The 17828-nt window shown below is 42.7% G+C and carries 12 protein-coding genes, 1 rRNA gene and 1 other annotated feature; of the genes, 7 read left to right on the forward strand and 6 right to left on the reverse strand.

Annotation, left to right across the window (positions count from 1 at the left end):
* The 4 genes from ACED28_RS13170 to rluD all read right to left on the reverse strand — a co-directional run.
* Nucleotides 1–465, reverse strand: a 16S ribosomal RNA gene (locus ACED28_RS13170); the annotation flags it as partial.
* Nucleotides 466–1049: 584 nt separating this feature from the next.
* A complete protein-coding gene (gene clpB, locus ACED28_RS13175) occupies nucleotides 1050–3623 on the reverse strand; it encodes an ATP-dependent chaperone ClpB (protein WP_371710023.1) in 2574 nt (857 codons plus the stop codon).
* 143 nt (nucleotides 3624–3766) lie between these two features.
* Entirely contained in the window at nucleotides 3767–4501 is a 735-nt protein-coding gene (gene pgeF / locus ACED28_RS13180) for a peptidoglycan editing factor PgeF (protein ID WP_032499186.1), read from the reverse strand.
* A gap of 8 nt (nucleotides 4502–4509) precedes the next feature.
* Complete coding sequence (rluD, locus tag ACED28_RS13185) at nucleotides 4510–5484, reverse strand: 23S rRNA pseudouridine(1911/1915/1917) synthase RluD (RefSeq protein ID WP_009848467.1); 975 nt, start codon at nucleotides 5482–5484, stop codon at nucleotides 4510–4512.
* Nucleotides 5485–5621: 137 nt separating this feature from the next.
* Here rluD and ACED28_RS13190 point away from each other — a divergent pair, with 137 nt between their 5' ends.
* The 6 genes from ACED28_RS13190 (at nucleotide 5622) to yjjX (ending at nucleotide 13332) form a co-directional block, all read left to right on the forward strand.
* The gene (locus ACED28_RS13190; RefSeq protein WP_009848466.1) at nucleotides 5622–6350 is read left to right on the forward strand and encodes an outer membrane protein assembly factor BamD; all 729 of its coding nucleotides are present in this window, start codon (nucleotides 5622–5624) and stop codon (nucleotides 6348–6350) included.
* A 157-nt stretch (nucleotides 6351–6507) separates the two neighbouring features.
* Nucleotides 6508–7932, forward strand: a complete 1425-nt coding sequence (locus ACED28_RS13195) for a lytic transglycosylase F (protein WP_309598818.1) — start codon at nucleotides 6508–6510, stop codon at nucleotides 7930–7932.
* Nucleotides 7933–8356: 424 nt separating this feature from the next.
* The gene (hpf, locus tag ACED28_RS13200) at nucleotides 8357–8692 is read left to right on the forward strand and encodes a ribosome hibernation-promoting factor, HPF/YfiA family (RefSeq protein WP_004735034.1); all 336 of its coding nucleotides are present in this window, start codon (nucleotides 8357–8359) and stop codon (nucleotides 8690–8692) included.
* A 110-nt stretch (nucleotides 8693–8802) separates the two neighbouring features.
* Nucleotides 8803–8924: a sequence feature (Phe leader region), on the forward strand.
* Nucleotides 8925–8936: 12 nt separating this feature from the next.
* Complete coding sequence (gene pheA / locus ACED28_RS13205; RefSeq protein ID WP_009848464.1) at nucleotides 8937–10112, forward strand: prephenate dehydratase; 1176 nt, start codon at nucleotides 8937–8939, stop codon at nucleotides 10110–10112.
* 357 nt (nucleotides 10113–10469) lie between these two features.
* Complete coding sequence (locus tag ACED28_RS13210) at nucleotides 10470–12848, forward strand: EAL domain-containing protein (protein ID WP_371710024.1); 2379 nt, start codon at nucleotides 10470–10472, stop codon at nucleotides 12846–12848.
* Nucleotides 12811–13332 carry an inosine/xanthosine triphosphatase gene (yjjX, locus tag ACED28_RS13215; protein ID WP_009848462.1) on the forward strand — a complete coding sequence of 174 codons (522 nt, stop codon included), beginning with the start codon at nucleotides 12811–12813 and terminating at the stop codon, nucleotides 13330–13332. The genes ACED28_RS13210 and yjjX overlap by 38 nt, the downstream gene beginning before the upstream one ends.
* A 117-nt stretch (nucleotides 13333–13449) precedes the next feature.
* Here the strand turns inward: yjjX and trpR are convergent, their stop codons facing one another.
* Together trpR and ACED28_RS13225 are read right to left on the reverse strand one after the other, a co-directional pair.
* Complete coding sequence (gene trpR / locus ACED28_RS13220) at nucleotides 13450–13746, reverse strand: trp operon repressor (RefSeq protein WP_009848461.1); 297 nt, start codon at nucleotides 13744–13746, stop codon at nucleotides 13450–13452.
* A 172-nt stretch (nucleotides 13747–13918) separates the two neighbouring features.
* The gene (locus ACED28_RS13225; RefSeq protein ID WP_371710025.1) at nucleotides 13919–15868 is read right to left on the reverse strand and encodes a transglycosylase SLT domain-containing protein; all 1950 of its coding nucleotides are present in this window, start codon (nucleotides 15866–15868) and stop codon (nucleotides 13919–13921) included.
* Nucleotides 15869–16131: 263 nt separating this feature from the next.
* Here ACED28_RS13225 and ettA point away from each other — a divergent pair, with 263 nt between their 5' ends.
* On the forward strand, nucleotides 16132–17799 hold the full coding sequence (gene ettA / locus ACED28_RS13230; RefSeq protein ID WP_009848459.1) for an energy-dependent translational throttle protein EttA: 1668 nt from the start codon (nucleotides 16132–16134) through the stop codon (nucleotides 17797–17799).
* Nucleotides 17800–17828 lie beyond the last annotated feature (29 nt).

Raw genomic sequence — 17828 nt, forward strand, 5'->3', positions numbered from 1 at the left:
CCCTTCCTCACAACTGAAAGTACTTTACAACCCGAAGGCCTTCTTCATACACGCGGCATGGCTGCATCAGGCTTTCGCCCATTGTGCAATATTCCCCACTGCTGCCTCCCGTAGGAGTCTGGACCGTGTCTCAGTTCCAGTGTGGCTGATCATCCTCTCAGACCAGCTAGGGATCGTCGCCTTGGTGAGCCATTACCTCACCAACTAGCTAATCCCACCTAGGCATATCTTGACGCGAGAGGCCCGAAGGTCCCCCTCTTTGGCCCGTAGGCATTATGCGGTATTAGCCATCGTTTCCAATGGTTATCCCCCACATCAAGGCAATTTCCTAGGCATTACTCACCCGTCCGCCGCTCGACGCCCATTAACGCACCCGAAGGATTGTTAGTGTCGTTTCCGCTCGACTTGCATGTGTTAGGCCTGCCGCCAGCGTTCAATCTGAGCCATGATCAAACTCTTCAATTTAAGATTTTGTGACTCAACGAATACTGACTTCAAAACTAATATTTACCGAAGTAAACATGTAATTCTAAAGCTATTACCATTCCAACAGAATGGTAATGAATTGACTGTGCCGAATAACTACAAGTAGTTAAACGTATTGGTCACTCAGTTCATTGAAATCAATTTTGTTACCGAAGTAACTGTCATTACCTAAGTAATAACGTTTTGATATTCATCAACGAGTGCCCACACAGATTGATAGGTTTAAATTGTTAAAGAGCTTCACTTGTTGAGCGTTCCTTTTAGTAAGGAGCCTCTCTAAGTGGACGGCCATTCTAGCGAATTGGGTTCCAGTGTCAAACACTTTTTCCAGCTAATTTTTCAAAGCATCTTAAATGCTTAATGTCGTCTCGTTACTTAGTTCAAACCGCTTGGTTATCCCTAGCAACGGAGGCGCATTATAGAGAGAATCCCCCTTTGCACAAGACCAAAAACGGAAAAAAATCGCCACAGGCGATCGTTCGGACACTATTCACACAAAGCGTTCAAAATAGGTACGATTACGTCTTAATTTCGACTAATCGTACCTATCCTTCTTACCTTTATTATTGGTGAGCAATAATTCGGTCGTTATTCACTAATAGCTGCACTTTCTTATCCGGATTGATTTTCCCTGCAAGTATCGCTTTCGCTAATGGGTTCTCTACTGTTTGTTGAATTGCTCTTTTAAGAGGCCTTGCACCATATACAGGGTCAAAACCAACTTGAGAGATTAGCTTGAGCGCTTTTTCTGAAACTTCGAGTTCATAACCATTGTCTTCCATTCGCTTTTTCAAATGATCAAGCTGAATAGCGGCAATTGACTCGATGTGCTCTTGGCCTAATGGATGAAACACGACACTTTCATCAACTCGATTCAAAAACTCAGGTCGGAAATGTTTACCCACCACTTCCATAACCTCATTTTTAATCCCTTGGTAATCCAATGTATTAAAGTTCTCTTGAATACGAGTTGAACCTAAGTTCGATGTCATGATTACCACGGTATTTCTAAAATCAACCGTACGACCTTGTCCGTCAGTTAATCGCCCATCATCTAAAACTTGCAATAGAATATTGAAAACATCTGGGTGAGCTTTCTCTACCTCATCAAGCAGAATGACAGAATAAGGTTTTCGACGAACAGCTTCGGTTAAGTACCCACCTTCTTCATAACCCACATAACCAGGGGGAGCACCAACTAAACGAGCAACAGAGTGTTTTTCCATAAACTCAGACATATCGATACGAACCATCGCATCTTCACTATCGAACATAAAGTTAGCTAATGTTTTACACAGTTCCGTTTTACCTACACCTGTTGGCCCTAAGAACAAGAACGAACCAATCGGCTTATTCGGATCAGACAAACCAGCACGGCTACGACGAATCGCATTCGATACCACTTCGACCGCTTCCGCTTGACCGATAACCCGCTTATGCAGAACACCTTCCATTTTCAGAAGCTTCTCCTTTTCTGCTTCTAGCATTTTAGAAACAGGAATACCGGTTTGCTTTGAAAGGACATCGGCGATCTCAGCGTCGGTCACCTTATTACGTAATAAGGTCATTTCTTGCATTTCAGCTTGAGTCGCGAGATCTAACTGCTTCTCCAATTCTGGGATTCGACCATATTGCAATTCAGACATACGGTTAAGGTCACCAGCGCGTCGTGCAAAATCCATATCCATTCGAGTTTGTTCTAGCTCTGATTTAATATGTTGCGTACCAGACAGCGCCGCTTTTTCAGCGTTCCAAACTTCTTCAAGCTCTGCGAAATCGCGTTCTTTCTCAGAAAGTTCGCTTTGTAACGTACGAAGCCTCTTTTCACTGGCCTCATCATTTTCATTCGTCAGAGCTTGCTGTTCGATCTTCAATTGAATGATTTTGCGCTCTAACTTATCCAATGACTCGGGCTTTGAATCTATCTGCATTCGAATACTCGAAGCCGCTTCATCAATGAGATCAATCGCCTTATCTGGTAACTGACGATCTGAAACATATCGGTGAGATAGCGTTGCCGCCGCTACGATAGCAGGATCGGTAATTTCTACATGATGGTGGAGTTCATAGCGCTCTTTCAAACCACGAAGAATCGCTACCGTGTCTTCAACGGTGGGTTCATCCACGATCACTTTTTGGAATCGACGCTCCAAAGCCGGGTCTTTCTCTATATATTGTCGGTATTCATCGAGCGTTGTTGCGCCGACACAATGCAGTTCACCACGAGCTAATGCTGGTTTCAGCATGTTACCCGCATCCATAGAGCCTTCGCCTTTACCTGCGCCGACCATCGTATGAATTTCATCGATAAAGAGAATGACATTGCCTTCTTCTTTCGATAATTCATTAAGCACTGATTTTAGACGCTCTTCGAATTCACCACGATATTTAGCACCCGCAACTAATGAGCCCATGTCTAATGAAAGCACTCGTCGGCCTCTTAAGCCTTCAGGCACTTCATTATTGATAATACGCTGAGCCAAACCTTCGACAATCGCAGTTTTACCTACACCGGGTTGACCGATAATGACAGGGTTGTTCTTAGTACGACGTTGAAGGACTTGAATCGTGCGACGAATTTCATCATCACGACCAATCACAGGATCTAGCTTGCCTTGCTCTGCTCGCTCGGTCAGATCAATGGTGAACTTCTCTAAAGCTTGGCGTCTATCTTCCGCATTCGGGTCATCAACCTTTTGACCACCACGAACTTGCTCGATAGCTTGAGATAGTTTTTGCTCGGTCAGGCCTAGTTCTTTAAGTAAGTTACCCAAAGGCCCTTTGTCTTCAATGGCAGCGAGTAGGAATACTTCTGAAGATATGTAACTGTCTTGCCGCTTTTGTGCGACCTTGTCACATAGGTTGAATAGCGTTCCCATTGCGTTAGAAAGCTGAACATCACCACCGATACCGCTTACTTTCGGCACTCGGTCTAATATTTCGCTCAATTTAGAACGCAATTGAACAACGTCAATATTCAACATAGTGAGCAATGGACGAATCGCACTGCCATCTTGATTAAGCAAAGACACCATTAGGTGTACAGGTTCTATATATTGGTGATCACGACCTAATGCGAGCGACTGAGCATCAGATATCGCAATTTGGAATTTACTAGTGAATCGATCGAGACGCATGCCAACCTTCCTACTCTTTAGATATGTTTATCTTATGGTTAGAAGATGGATACGGTAACGCAGATTTTCAAGGGATAAGGATGAAGAATAGAGCTGATATGAAAATATAAATGAACTGGATGAGTGGTTATGCTAGTCAGAGATTACTCTAACCAAATAAATGTTGCCTGACGCCCAGTAATACCATCACGACGATAAGAATAGAAAGCATCTGAATCTGCGTATGTACATAGATTCGAATCTGTCACCGAAGTCACGCCAACTTTCATTAATCGTTGAGTCGCAAGTTGAGACATATTTGCTAACCACTTGCCGGGTTCAGATTTAGCTTTAAATGCTAATTTCGCTTGAGGGTCAAAACGAGCAAAAGCGTCCAACACATCGTTGCCAACCTCAAACGCATCTTTACCAATAGCAGGACCAAGCCAAGCAATGATCTGATTATCTGAATCTAGGTTTGAAAACTTTGCGACGGCATTTTCAAGAATGCCACCAGCAAGACCACGCCAACCCGCATGAACGGCAGCAACTTGAGTGCCTTTGGTATCGCTAAGGATGACCGGTAAGCAATCGGCTGTCATCGCAGAACACACAACCCCCTTTGCAGTGGTAAATGCACCATCCGCATCAAGCACATTCGCCACAGGTTCTAAAACCGTAACGACATCCGTTGAGTGAGTTTGATTTAGCCATACTGGAGCTGTGGGCATCTTAGATTGTTGCTTTAGCCATGTTCGATTACTTTCAACAAGTAAAGCATCATCCCCAACATGCATACCAAGGTTTAACCCTTGATAAGCACCTGTAGAACAACCATCAAAACGAGTCGAAGCAAATGCTTTCACGTTTTTTGGTGCATTCCAGTCAGGGATGATCATTGACACGATTAAATGTCGTCTTCTATGTTTTCGCGAGCATCAACACGCAACGCTTCAGCCATTACAACCATGTCATTTGGCACAGGTGCGTGGAACTCTACCTCTTCACCAGTAATCGGGTGAACAAACTTCAGCATAACCGCGTGTAACGCTTGGCGATCAAAAGAACGAATCATTGTCGTTAGTTCTTCAGATGCACCTTTAGGAATACGAGCACGACCACCGTACGCAATATCACCTAACAACGGGTGCTGAAGGTATGACATGTGAACACGAATTTGGTGAGTACGACCCGTTTCTAGGCGCAGACGAATACGAGTATGTTCGCGGAAGTGCTCAGCAACACGGTAGTGAGTTACCGCAGGCTTACCCAGTTCATTAACGTCCATTAACGTACGCTTAGTTGCATGACGGCTAATGCCTTTCTCAACCACACCACCCGCGGTCATTTTACCAATAGCAATTGCTTCATATTCACGAGTAATACGACGTTTAGCAAGAGCTCGTACAAGGCGAGTTTGAGCTGGAACCGTTTTAGCCACAACCATAAGACCAGTTGTGTCTTTATCAAGACGGTGCACAATACCCGCACGAGGTACTTCAGCAATCTGAGGGTAATGGAAAAGCAATGCGTTTAGTATGGTTCCATCCGGCGTACCTGCACCTGGGTGTACAACCAGATCGCGAGGTTTATTGATAACCAATAAATCATCATCTTCATAGACAATGTCTAACGGAATATCTTGTGCTTCCCAGCGCTCTTCATCCGCAAGCTCTGCTTGTAAGATGATCGCTTCACCGCCCAAAACTATGGTGCGCGGTTTAGTGATAACTTCGCCATCCACTTGGATTTTGCCGTCAAGAAGCCACTCTTTAATACGAGAGCGAGAAAAATCGGTAAATAGTTCAGCGACAGCTTGGTCTAAACGTTGACCTAACTGGCTGCTTTTTACTGTGTCTGTTAATGTTATCTGCTGAGCCATATCGAACTTTTTTAAAAACCGTGAGACTAATACCCATTAGTATGGATAAAATAGAATAATTGCATCATTGTATCTGTTACTGGTTAGAAAGTAACGGAAGCTTACGAAATATTTAATTCAAGGAATCGACGTCTGACATGAAACACCTTACTTTAACGGGTCTATTAGCCGTATCACTCTTAGTTGGTTGTTCAAGTAGTGAAGAAATAGTACCGGATGTACCGCCATCGGTTCTTTACTCTGACGCCCAAGAATCACTGCAGAGTGGTAGCTGGCTTTCTGCAATCGAAAAGCTAGAAGCCTTAGACTCACGTTACCCATTCGGCGCCTATTCTGAACAAGTACAACTGGATCTGATTTACGCTTACTACAAAAATGATGACTTGGCGCTTGGCCTTGCGACTATTTCGCGATTCCTACGCTTAAACCCTACTCATGAAAAACAGGATTGGGTTCTTTACATGCGCGGTTTAACGCATATGGCACAAGACCGAAACTTCATGCATGATATTTTTAATATCGATCGTAGCGACCGAGACCCAGAACCTGTGAAACTTGCATTTGCTGATTTCAAACGACTGTTAGAACGTTTCCCAGCAAGCCCATACGCTGAAGATGCACAAAAACGCATGTTCGCACTGAAAAACCGCCTCGCGGAGTATGACTTAGCAACCGCTGATTTCTACCTGCGTCGTGAAGCTTGGATTGCAGCTATAAACAGAACACAAGAGTTGCAGAAGACTTACCCTGACACCATTGCTGCACGTAAGTCTTTAGACATTCAATTAGAAGCTTATGAACAACTAGGCTTAGAAGACGCAGTGTTACGAACAGAAAAGTTAATCGAGCTCAATCCACTGCCTTAGTCAGCGAATCACACTCGTCGTTAACTAAAACAATCACTTCAAAATCGCGCTAATTTGTTAGCGCGATTTTTTTTGAACTTCGTCTGGTAAACTTGATGAATGGCAACATAAGCAGTATCTTCAATAGATAACTTTTAACAAAACATCAACATGGAGTGTGGATGTGAGCAGGATGTTATTATTTATCTGGATCGGGTTATTTAGCCAACTTTCCAACGCATTAGAACTGTCCCCATTGAGCAATCAACCTTACATGGGAGACTTAGATGTACTCAAAACAAAAGGAACAGTGAGAGTATTGGTTTCGGCTGATCTGGGCTTTTACTACATAGAAGATGGCAAGCCAAAAGGTATTGTGGCAGAAATGCTCTACCACTTTGAGAAAAGTCTTCGTAAGAAGCACCCCTATCTCAACGTTCAAATCATCCCCGTGCAACGAGATGATCTACTCCCCTCGTTAGAATCTGGTTACGGTGATGTCGCTGTCGCCAACCTAACGATCACCGACAAGCGGTTAAGTGTCATCGATTTTTCCGATCCAATGATCAAAGATGGGAAAGAACTGATTATCACCGGAAAAAATTCTGCCCCTATCACCGAAATCAAGCAATTGAGTGGTCAAGAGGTCTGGATCCGAGCTAGCTCGAGTTACTTCGAGAGTGTTCAAAGAGTCAACAAAGAGCTTAACGCACTAGGTTTACCACCACTGCATGTCCACTTTATCGAAGAATCATTGCAAGACTACGAGCTGATAGAACTGGTCAATCAGGGTTATATACAAGGTACAGTTCTAGATAGCCACAAAGCTAAGCTCTGGCTCGATGTTATGGAAAACATTCAGGTACACACTGAGTTGCCGCTGCGTGAAAATGGTCAAATTGCTTGGGCACTGAGAAAAGACAGCCCTCAGCTAAAGAAAGAGATCAACAAATACGTAAAGACCGCACGAACAGGAACTCTACTTGGGAACGTTATCTATAATAAATACATCGACAACACTCGTTGGTTAGGACGAGCACTCAACCCAAATAAAGTAGACCGAGTGGCAAAACTGGCAGATGTCTTTGAAAAATATTCGAATGAATACGAATTCGACCCTTTGATGATGTCAGCTCAAGGTTTCCAAGAGTCTGGACTTGATCAAAGCAGGGTTTCTCACCGAGGCGCCATCGGTGTAATGCAGGTGTTGCCAAGTACCGCCAAAGACAAAAACGTCAATATAAAAAACATACATAAGGTGGATAACAACATCCATGCTGGTGTGAAATATATGCGCTTTATCAAAGACCGATATTTTGACGATCCAGCGATATCGCCTGACAATCAAATCTACTTCACTTTAGCTTCTTACAATGCCGGCCCCGCTAAGATAAGAAAGATGCGGAACATTGCTAAAAAAAAGGGTTATAACCCAAATATCTGGTTTAAAAACGTGGAAATCATCACTCGTAAGTACGTGAGTAAAGAACCCGTAACCTATGTCGCCAACATCAATCGTTACTTCGTCATTTACAAACAATTGCAAGCAATCAATGCCATCCGAGAGGACGGTACAGCGAGATTACTGAACACTAACGATTAACTTCGCCCTTAACATCAGAGCTTGAGGAACAAAGGTGTTAGATAAGGTTAAAAACATAAAAGCCGCATAAGAAAACTTATGCGGCTTTTATTTATCTAATTCTGAAGAAGCTTACGCAGAGAGCTACATCATTATACCTATATCACAAAACACTATTGAGTAAATTTCAATCAAGCACTTTCTATAGGCTGTAGTCCGCCCCTAAAAACTGGTTTAATTTTTAGCGAAGCCTTGCCTCCAACTTATCGTTTTTCATAGGGATAACAAGTATTTTTCGACAAAAAGATATCAAGACTTGCGTGAGATCACATTTGATTTTAATGCTTATCCCACCCAACCAAAACAAGATCTAAATCACATTCTTTATTCCTAAAAGTCGTAATCTGAAGTTAACCCATGAGGGATACAACAGAGGAAAACTTCTATGAAAATGAACATCACTGGTAAAAATATCGACATTACCTCTGCAATCCGTGATCACATAGAAAGCAAATTTAAGAAGCTGGATAAATGGCAAGTAGACATCATTGGCTGCCAAGCGAGCTTTAGCGAAGAACCAAATAAAAAGAAAAAATTTGAAGCCGTTCTAACGGTACCAAAAGGCCAACTTGTTGCTTCATCAATTCATGACGACCTCTACGTAGCCATTAACGAAGTAGAACAAAAACTAGAGCGTCAACTCAACAAGCTGCGCCATAAACCAGAAGCGCGCCGCGCTGAAAAGCCTGAAATCGAAGAGCTAGAAGCTGAAGTAGAATAAGGAAATATGACAGATTAAAAAATAGCGCCTCAGGGCGCTATTTTTTTGCTTGACGCTCGTAGCTCGCTTGCTTATTGTGTTTAAACATTCATAAAACAATCACTTTTTATGCACTCTCACTCTTTGTTTATTTTTGACTTCTTTTTTCTTCCGTAAATCGGAGGCTAAGTCGTTTTAGAAAAACAAGTCAAAAACGAACAAGAAGCCTCCCACACTAGGGGGGCTTTTTTATAAGGACACATTTATGACTGACCGAACAATTTCACTAGATGATATCCGCCTTCGTCTCAACGATTTAGACGACGAACTCCTAAAATTACTTTCAGAGCGTCGTAAGCTGAGTATCGAAGTCGCTAAAAGCAAGGTAGAAACGTCAAAACCCGTTCGTGATGCAGTACGAGAGCAACAACTACTAGTCAAATTGATCAACAACGGTAAAGATAAATACGAGCTTGATGCGCAGTACATTACTAAGTTGTTTCATACCATCATTGAAGATTCGGTTCTGCTGCAACAGTCATACCTGCAAAACCTTGCGAATCCACAAAGCCGTAAACCACTAGCTCGCGTTGCATTCTTAGGTTCTAAGGGATCGTATTCTCACCTTGCGAGCCGTGAATACTTCAGCCGCAAGAATATGGAATTGATTGAGCTGAACTGTAATCATTTCAAAGAAGTCGCATCGACTGTAGAATCGGGCCATGCCGACTACGGTGTACTGCCGATTGAAAATACCAGTTCAGGGTCAATTAACGAAGTCTACGATCTGCTACAACACACAACGCTTTACATCGTTGGTGAACTTTCTCAACCGATTGAACACTGCCTTGTCGCGAAAAATGATATTCGTTTAGAAGACATTAAAACGCTCTATTCGCATCCACAACCTCATCAACAATGCAGTGAGTTTTTAAGCCGCCTTAAAGATGTCAGCCTTGAATCTTGTGCAAGCACAGCTGATGCTATGAAAAAGGTGAAAGATCTAGACGGTGATGATGTGGCAGCGATTGGTAATGCATCGAGCGGCAAGCTTTATGGACTTCAACCAATCCAAGGTAACATTGCAAATCAAACTGAGAACCACACTCGTTTCATCGTGGTCGCTCGTAAGCCTGTTGAAGTATCGACTCAGATCCCAGCTAAGACGACGCTTATCATGTCAACTTCTCAAGAAGCCGGTTCTTTGGTTGAAACACTACTGATTCTGCAACGCTTAGGTATTAACATGACCAAGCTGGAATCTCGTCCTATCATGGGTAACCCTTGGGAAGAGATGTTCTATGTGGATTTAGAAGCACACTTAGATTCAGATAATATGCAGCAAGCGATAACGGAACTAACAGCCATAACTCGTCACCTAAAAGTGTTAGGTTGCTACCCAAGTGAGAACATTAAGGCTACTCAGGTTAAGTTGTCTTAACTTTTTATTATCTGTTCCCCCATTTTAACTGCTATAAGCTTTTCACTAATACAAGCATTTGGCCTACTGCAGGCCAAATGCTAAAAGAAAGTAACTAATGGAATAAAACTCGAACTAAGGAATACGCAAAGTCTGTATACTTAAAAATGAATTGGTTGTGTTACTGATTCTCACTCCTATCCACTTCAATCACCCCCACCGTACTTACTTAAACACTCATTACTGATAATTTAATCAGTAAATACAAAAACTTAAAACCCAAACAAAACTCTTCAAACACAATATAATCGATGGCAAGAACTCTCGAAATAACATAAACTTGCGTGCTAAAATTTATAAACCATGTTGTGAATAACCATGAAGCTAAGTACTAAAATATTACTTGTGATTGCCCCCGTAATACTGATCAGTACAGCGGCTTCTAGCTATATCATCTATTCCACGCAAAAAAACAGCTTTATCAAACGTGAAGACAATGCCCTGCAATTAAGCATGGAAAAATTAGCAGGCTATTTTCAACAGTCTCGTTCTTTCCTCAACAATTACTCCTACACCCTCACCAATAGTGACCTGGTTAAGCGTTATTTTATGGTTGATGAAAATGTCGACCACCAACGTGAACTTACTGATAACCTAAACGAAACGATTAAGTTATTGCAAGATGGTAACGACAGTTTTACAAGGGTCGCGTTGCTTGATAGCGATCGAGCTCTTAAATATTACGCTGACAATACCAATGATCCTTTCGCAAAAATGGATCCCAAGATATTAGAGTTCATTGAGCATCAATATCAAAAAACGTTAGCAACTTCGAGTACGGACTACATACAGAATTCCCAAGGTGAAGGGGGATTAGTTCATTATGATGTTATTGATAAAAAAACAGTTTCGACACCAATAAACGATCCACCCAACAATGTGTTTTTTGTGGTTGTATCTGTCTCTCTTGATAAGTTTAATTCACTACGAAAACAGATAGAGTTCGACTATCAAACTAGTTTGTTTTTTACCCCTACGTTAGTGACACAGGGGCGTGAGTTAACACAATCTATAAAGCTAGCACCTGGCCTCTACGCCACGCTCGATCCTGCACCATTCTTATTAGACAACAAACTCAAATCTATCTGGAATGAACTGAGCCTATCCTTTGCCCTATCTGCATTTGTCAGTGTTACCTTACTGCTGATCCTGCTATCTCGCTGGGTGATAAACCCGATCACCCGTTTAGATAGGCAGCTTCAAGAGGTTGAGAAAAAACAGAGAAAAAACATTGAGCGCCTAGGAACAAATGATGAGTTGGGGCGCTTATCCCAACGCTTTTATGATATGTACCAAGAGTTGGATGACACGTACCAACAGACTAAGTTGTTGGCAGAAAATGATCAGTTGACCCAAATAGCCAATAGGCACCAGTTTCAAACCTTCGTGCAGCAGTCGTTGTCAAAACCTAGTTCGAACACCGAAACCTGGGTTCTCTACTTTGATTTAGATAACTTCAAATTTGTGAACGACAAATACGGGCATCAGATCGGCGACTCGATTCTCGTCAGTTTTGCTCAGCGTATCTCCAATATTTGTAACCACTACAAAACAGAATTAAATGCCCACTGTCTGCCAGCCCGACTTTCTGGGGACGAGTTCGTTGTATACATTAATGCTCCAAATCACCAAGAAAATATCGCACATCGATTTTCGAATGATTTACTCACCCCACTACAAAAGGGGTTTGTCACCGAGTCAGGTAATTTCCCGATTACGGTAAGTATTGGTATTGCGACCCACCCTAATGATGGCGATACAATCGAGAAGCTTCTTTCGAATGCTGATACCGCGATGTATCAAGCCAAACGTGCAGGTAAAAACCAATTCGCAGATTACTCGTTAGACTTAGATAAAACCATTCAGCGTCAAGCCAGTATTGAGAGCGCCCTCAGAGAAAATAATTTTGATGAAGAGTTTAAGCTCGTTTACATGCCTTATATGGACTCAACAGGAAGTTATATTATTGGTGTAGAAGTGCTATTACGTTGGCACTCAAAACACCTTGGTTTAGTGCCACCCGATGAATTCATTCCTATCGCCGAACAAACCGGATTATTTGAAATAATTGATCGCTGGGTTATCCAGAATGCATTTGCTTCATTCCATCAACTTCAAGCTCAATTCGATCACTCTATTCAGCTATCGATTAACTTATCTTCAGCCGGGATTAAAACCACTCACCTTGCTGATTTCATCAAAGAGCATGCGAAAATCAATCAGATTCCGCCCAATTTGATCGATTTTGAAATCACAGAAACCTTTTACTCAAACTCTCAGGGGTTCCCATTACTTAACCAGTTATCATACATGGGCTATAGATTAGCAATCGACGACTTTGGTTCTGGTTACACCTCGATCACTCAACTGGTTCAATATCCAACTCAGAAGATTAAATTGGATAAAACCTTTTTGGACACCTTGATTGAGACAGATAACCAGAACATAGTGAAACCCATTATCGGGCTATGCCATGCTCAAGGGAAAAAGGTCACAGCCGAAGGAATTGAAACTCAATGCATGCATCAGTGGTTACAAGATGCGCAGTGCGATATGCTACAAGGCTATTATTTTGGTAAGCCAATGCCATTAGAAGAGCTGACGGAATGGTACCGACAGCATCAACTCAATTTTATCGATAATAAAAAGAATCAACCACATGAAATCTGTAATCATCGCATCGCTGAATCCAGCTAAAATTAGCGCCGTTAAAAGTGCATTCTTATCGGCTTTTCCTGATACTGAATTTGATTTCAAAGGCATCAGTGTCCCTAGTGGCGTCGCCGATCAACCCATGAGCAACGACGAAACCTATCAAGGTGCGGTAAATCGTGTTTACAACACGATCCAAGCTCAGCCTAATGCAGATTTTTATGTGGGATTAGAAGCTGGAATAGAAAAAAACGTTACCTTTGCATGGATGGTGATCGAAGCAAATGGCCTACGTGGAGAATCGCGTTCAGCAAGTTTGATGTTGCCACCTGCAGTACTTGAAAAGTTAGAACATGCGAACGAGCTAGGGGATGTGATGGATGAAGTGTTTGGCACCGATAATATCAAACAAAAAGGCGGTGCGATTGGCCTACTAACGCATAACCAACTAACACGCAGCTCTGTCTATCATCAGGCTTTAATTTTAGCGCTGATCCCATTTGTGAATCCAGAGCACTTTCCTATCTAGATCTTCGCTAAACTTCGAAAGCCTCAGAGAACAATCACCAGAATTAAAAAACGCTAACATTCAGTTAGCGTTTTTATCGAATTAATAGACACACTACTCAGAGGTTGCTTAACTCAGTTATTGTTTGAGCAAAAGGTCGGCGATCACGGCTTTCTCTTGTTCAGATTTGGCCTTTAGCTCATTTGAGCCTCTGGTTATCGTCGCGACGCCTACTCCCAGCATTTGGCTAACCTGTCGTTGAGACATCTCACCTTTCATCAGCTCACAAAAGATATTAATTCGAGCAACCAAAGCATCTCGCTCGTCTGGTGTCATCATCATGGTCAACAATAGTTCATGTTGATCTTTTTCGACAGCCGTCTTTACCAAGTCCATCAGTTGTTGCCAATTCTCATATTCAGGTTGTGATGCCATATCTCTACACTTACTTTTAAATTCTGACTTTAAAGAGTCGCTTAACGATTGAAAGCGTCGAACACTTTATACCGAAACACTTGATGTGATCCAATGTAAAAAGGCAGTAAGTGGAAATGGTTCGCACTCACTGCCTTTAATATTACTCAGCTTGGAGAAAAATGCAGAGAGCTTAGTATTTCGTTTTTGCCTCATGGGGCGCTAAAAACGTCCCTTTCTCACCCAGGAGATCTCGATAGTAAGTCTCAAACATCAAGATATTCTGAACGTAACCACGAGTCTCTTTGAATGGGATCATCTCGATAAAAGCAAAAGCATCGAGCTTTTCATCGCTGCGTGATCGCCACTGTTTCACACGACTAGGGCCAGCATTATACGCGGCAAATGCGAAGATGCGGTTATCATCATATTGAGCGAGTAGGCCATCTAGATAGTGGCTACCAATCTCAATGTTCTTGCCGACATCATAAAGATCATCGCTGCCCTGGTACTTAATCTTATGTTTATTGGCCGTGTATTGTGCCGTCTTTGGCATAATTTGCATGATGCCACGCGCGCCAACTGGAGAGCGAGCCTCTGAATCCATCGCACTCTCTTGTCTTGCTAAAGACATCAAAGTAATTGGATCAAGATCGTGCTTCTCGGCATAGAAATTAAACCACCACTTATGAGCGACAGGGAAACGTAACGCAATGTTATCCCACATCTTCGCAGAAATACTCGCCGTTACCGTAAAGTGATTCCATCGCTGTGTCGCAGCATGAGCTGCAAGCATCGCTTTTTGCTCTTTATCTGCATGACTTAATAACCAGCGCCACTCACTCTTTGCAGCCGCTATTTTATCTCGCTCAATCAGCTCACCGATACGAACCAAAGAAGTGTCGAATGGTTTCACCATTTCTGCACTGTATTTAAGGGTCGACGTTGGATAGCTAACTGGCTTATTTAATTGCTTAGCGGCAGCCACACTGTAGAAATTACGCTGACCCAAAATGTCTGACAGTCGCTTATTACCTTCAGCAGTATCGACTAGTGCAATCTCAGCTCTACCCTGCCAATACTGCCAGCGAAGCGAAGCCTGATGCTTATCATCTAAGCGCGCAATCCACTCTTTCAAGCCAGTCCAATCGGCATGCTGAATCGCTAAGCGAGCACGTCTTTCCAACAAGACTTGCTTTGATGAACTCGCGAGCATTTTGTCTCGCCACGCCATCAACTCTTCAGAGTCGGTATTGATCAAGCGGAACGCTAGGTAATCCGCGAGCTCTTGGGATTTTTCTTTCGAAAATTTTTGAGCTTTCACAACATCATCAAAAACCTCTTGAGCGCTGCTTGCGAATTTCCTTACTAGCTTCTCGAAACCAAATTCAGTTTGAGCTTGGTAGAATTCATTCGCTGGGTGCTTCTTAGCAAACGCGAGTACATTTTCAGGCTTGTTGTACAACGCCTTCATCTGCTTCGCTTGAGTAATTGACTCATCATGATCTAATTGCTTAACCAAGTAGCTCATTAACTTACCGTTTCGACTCTCGAACGCTAAAAGCATTCTGTCCAGAATCAGCTGATCCGTTCTTAAGCCCGCTTCATCCCAACTTTCGAAAAGTGAATCACAGTTATCATCAACACCACTGCCACTTAACCAAAGTTGTTTCGCACCTTTAAAGGCGAGATCTTGATTACCTTGTTCATAATTAGCGCGGTAATAGATACATTGATATTTTTCACCAACAGGCTCTTGGGTTTGAAACTCAAGGATCGTCTTCCACTGTTTTTGAGCCGCCAATAAATCTAAATAAGGCGCTCGTATACGATTGGAAAACGGCAGTGCTTTGTTCTCTTCAATAAAAGCATCCACCTCGCTTGGCGTTCGATCACCTAAGCCCAATAAAAAGGCGCGATAGTCAGTGTAAGGTGTTAACGGGTATGTTTGAATTTTATTACGAAGTGCTGAATAAGCTTTTAGATCACGGTTGTCTAAAACCTCTTGCGCTCTATCATAAACATCACGCTGCATTTCAAGCTCGGAAGCATTGCTGGCCATAGCCATTGGAGCCTGTGAAAATGAAAACAAAATTGCCGATGCAGCGACAGCAATTTTCGTATTACCAATGCGAAAAAACATTCGCTCTTTCCTTAGTGCGTGTATGAATACGTGAAGTCTATTTACGCCCGACATCACATCAAATGTAAAGAGTTTGAGTGTAAATATTGTTAATATTTAACACATCGCCTCGAAAGCTTATTAAATATAGTTTTAATGACCAATGTGACAATAATAGGTGAGGATTAGTTCAAGAATGGCTTTTCTGTCCTAGGAGTAACATCTTTGAGGATATTGGTATAAAATAGCAAACAATTTTGAACAATAATTAGGATCGATCGGCAATGGCTGAATACGTATATACCATGTCTCGGGTGAGCAAAACTGTTCCACCTAAGCGTCAAATTCTTAAAGACATTTCTCTTAGCTTTTTTCCTGGCGCTAAAATCGGTGTTTTGGGTCTAAATGGTTCAGGTAAATCTACCCTACTACGTATCATGGCTGGTATTGATACTGATATTGATGGTGAAGCACGTGCACAACAAGGTCTAAAAGTAGGTTACCTACCTCAAGAACCTGTACTAGACGAATCAAAAACCGTTCGTGAAATCGTAGAAGAAGCGGTTTCAGATGTTGCTGACGCACTTAAGCGCATCGACGCAGTATATGCCGCTTACGCAGAACCTGATGCAGATTTCGATGCATTAGCGAAAGAGCAAGGTGAGCTTGAAGCACTGATCCAAGCAAAAGATGGTCATAACCTAGAGACAGCTCTAGAGCGAGCTGCAGATGCACTTCGTCTTCCTGAGTGGGATGCGAAAATCGAATTCCTATCAGGTGGTGAACGTCGTCGTGTTGCTATCTGTCGTCTACTTCTTGAGAAGCCAGACATGCTGCTTCTTGATGAACCAACCAACCACTTGGATGCAGAATCAGTTGCTTGGCTTGAGCATTTCCTTGTTGATTACAGCGGTACTGTTGTGGCGATTACCCACGACCGTTACTTCCTAGACAACGCTGCAGGTTGGATTCTAGAACTTGACCGTGGTGAAGGTATCCCATGGGAAGGTAACTACACATCTTGGCTAGAACAGAAAGATGAGCGTTTGAAGCAAGAAAAAGCTGGCGAAAGCGCACGTCAAAAAACGATTGAGAAAGAACTTGAATGGGTTCGTCAAAACCCTAAAGGTCGTCAAGCTAAGTCTAAAGCTCGTATGGCTCGTTTTGAAGAAATGACGACTGGCCAATACCAGAAGCGTAACGAAACCAACGAATTGTTCATCCCACCAGGTGAGCGTTTAGGTGACAAAGTACTTGAAGTTAAGAACCTAACGAAGTCATTTGGTGATCGCGTTCTTATCGATGACCTATCATTCAGCATGCCTAAAGGCGCTATCGTTGGTATCGTTGGTGCCAATGGTGCGGGTAAATCAACACTATTCAAGATGCTAAGTGGCGCAGAACAGCCAGATTCAGGCACAGTTGAACTTGGCGAAACGGTTAAGCTTGCTTCTGTTGATCAGTTCCGTGACAGCATGGACGACACAAAAACAGTATTCCAAGAGATCTCTGAAGGCGCTGATATCATTAAGATCAACAACTTCGAAATCCCTGCTCGTGCATACTGCTCTCGTTTCAACTTCAAAGGCAACGACCAACAAAAGATCATCGGTCAGCTTTCTGGTGGTGAACGCAACCGTGTTCACCTAGCGAAACTGCTAAAAGCGGGCGGTAACGTACTGCTACTCGATGAACCAACCAATGACCTTGATGTTGAGACACTACGAGCTCTTGAAGAAGCACTACTTGAGTTCCCTGGCTGTGCAATGGTTATCTCGCATGACCGTTGGTTCCTTGACCGTATTGCGACCCATATCTTAGACTACCGTGATGAAGGTCAAGTTAACTTCTACGAAGGTAACTATACTGAATATACAGAGTGGCTGAAAAAGACTCTAGGTGCACAAGCGGCAGAACCTCACCGCATCAAATACAAACGTATTGCAAAGTAAATAAGCTTGTATTTTGAACAAAGGCCGCG

Origin of the sequence: Vibrio sp. 1F253 (assembly GCF_041439295.1) — a bacterium.
GTDB classification, from domain to species: Bacteria; Pseudomonadota; Gammaproteobacteria; order Enterobacterales; family Vibrionaceae; genus Vibrio; species Vibrio tasmaniensis_A.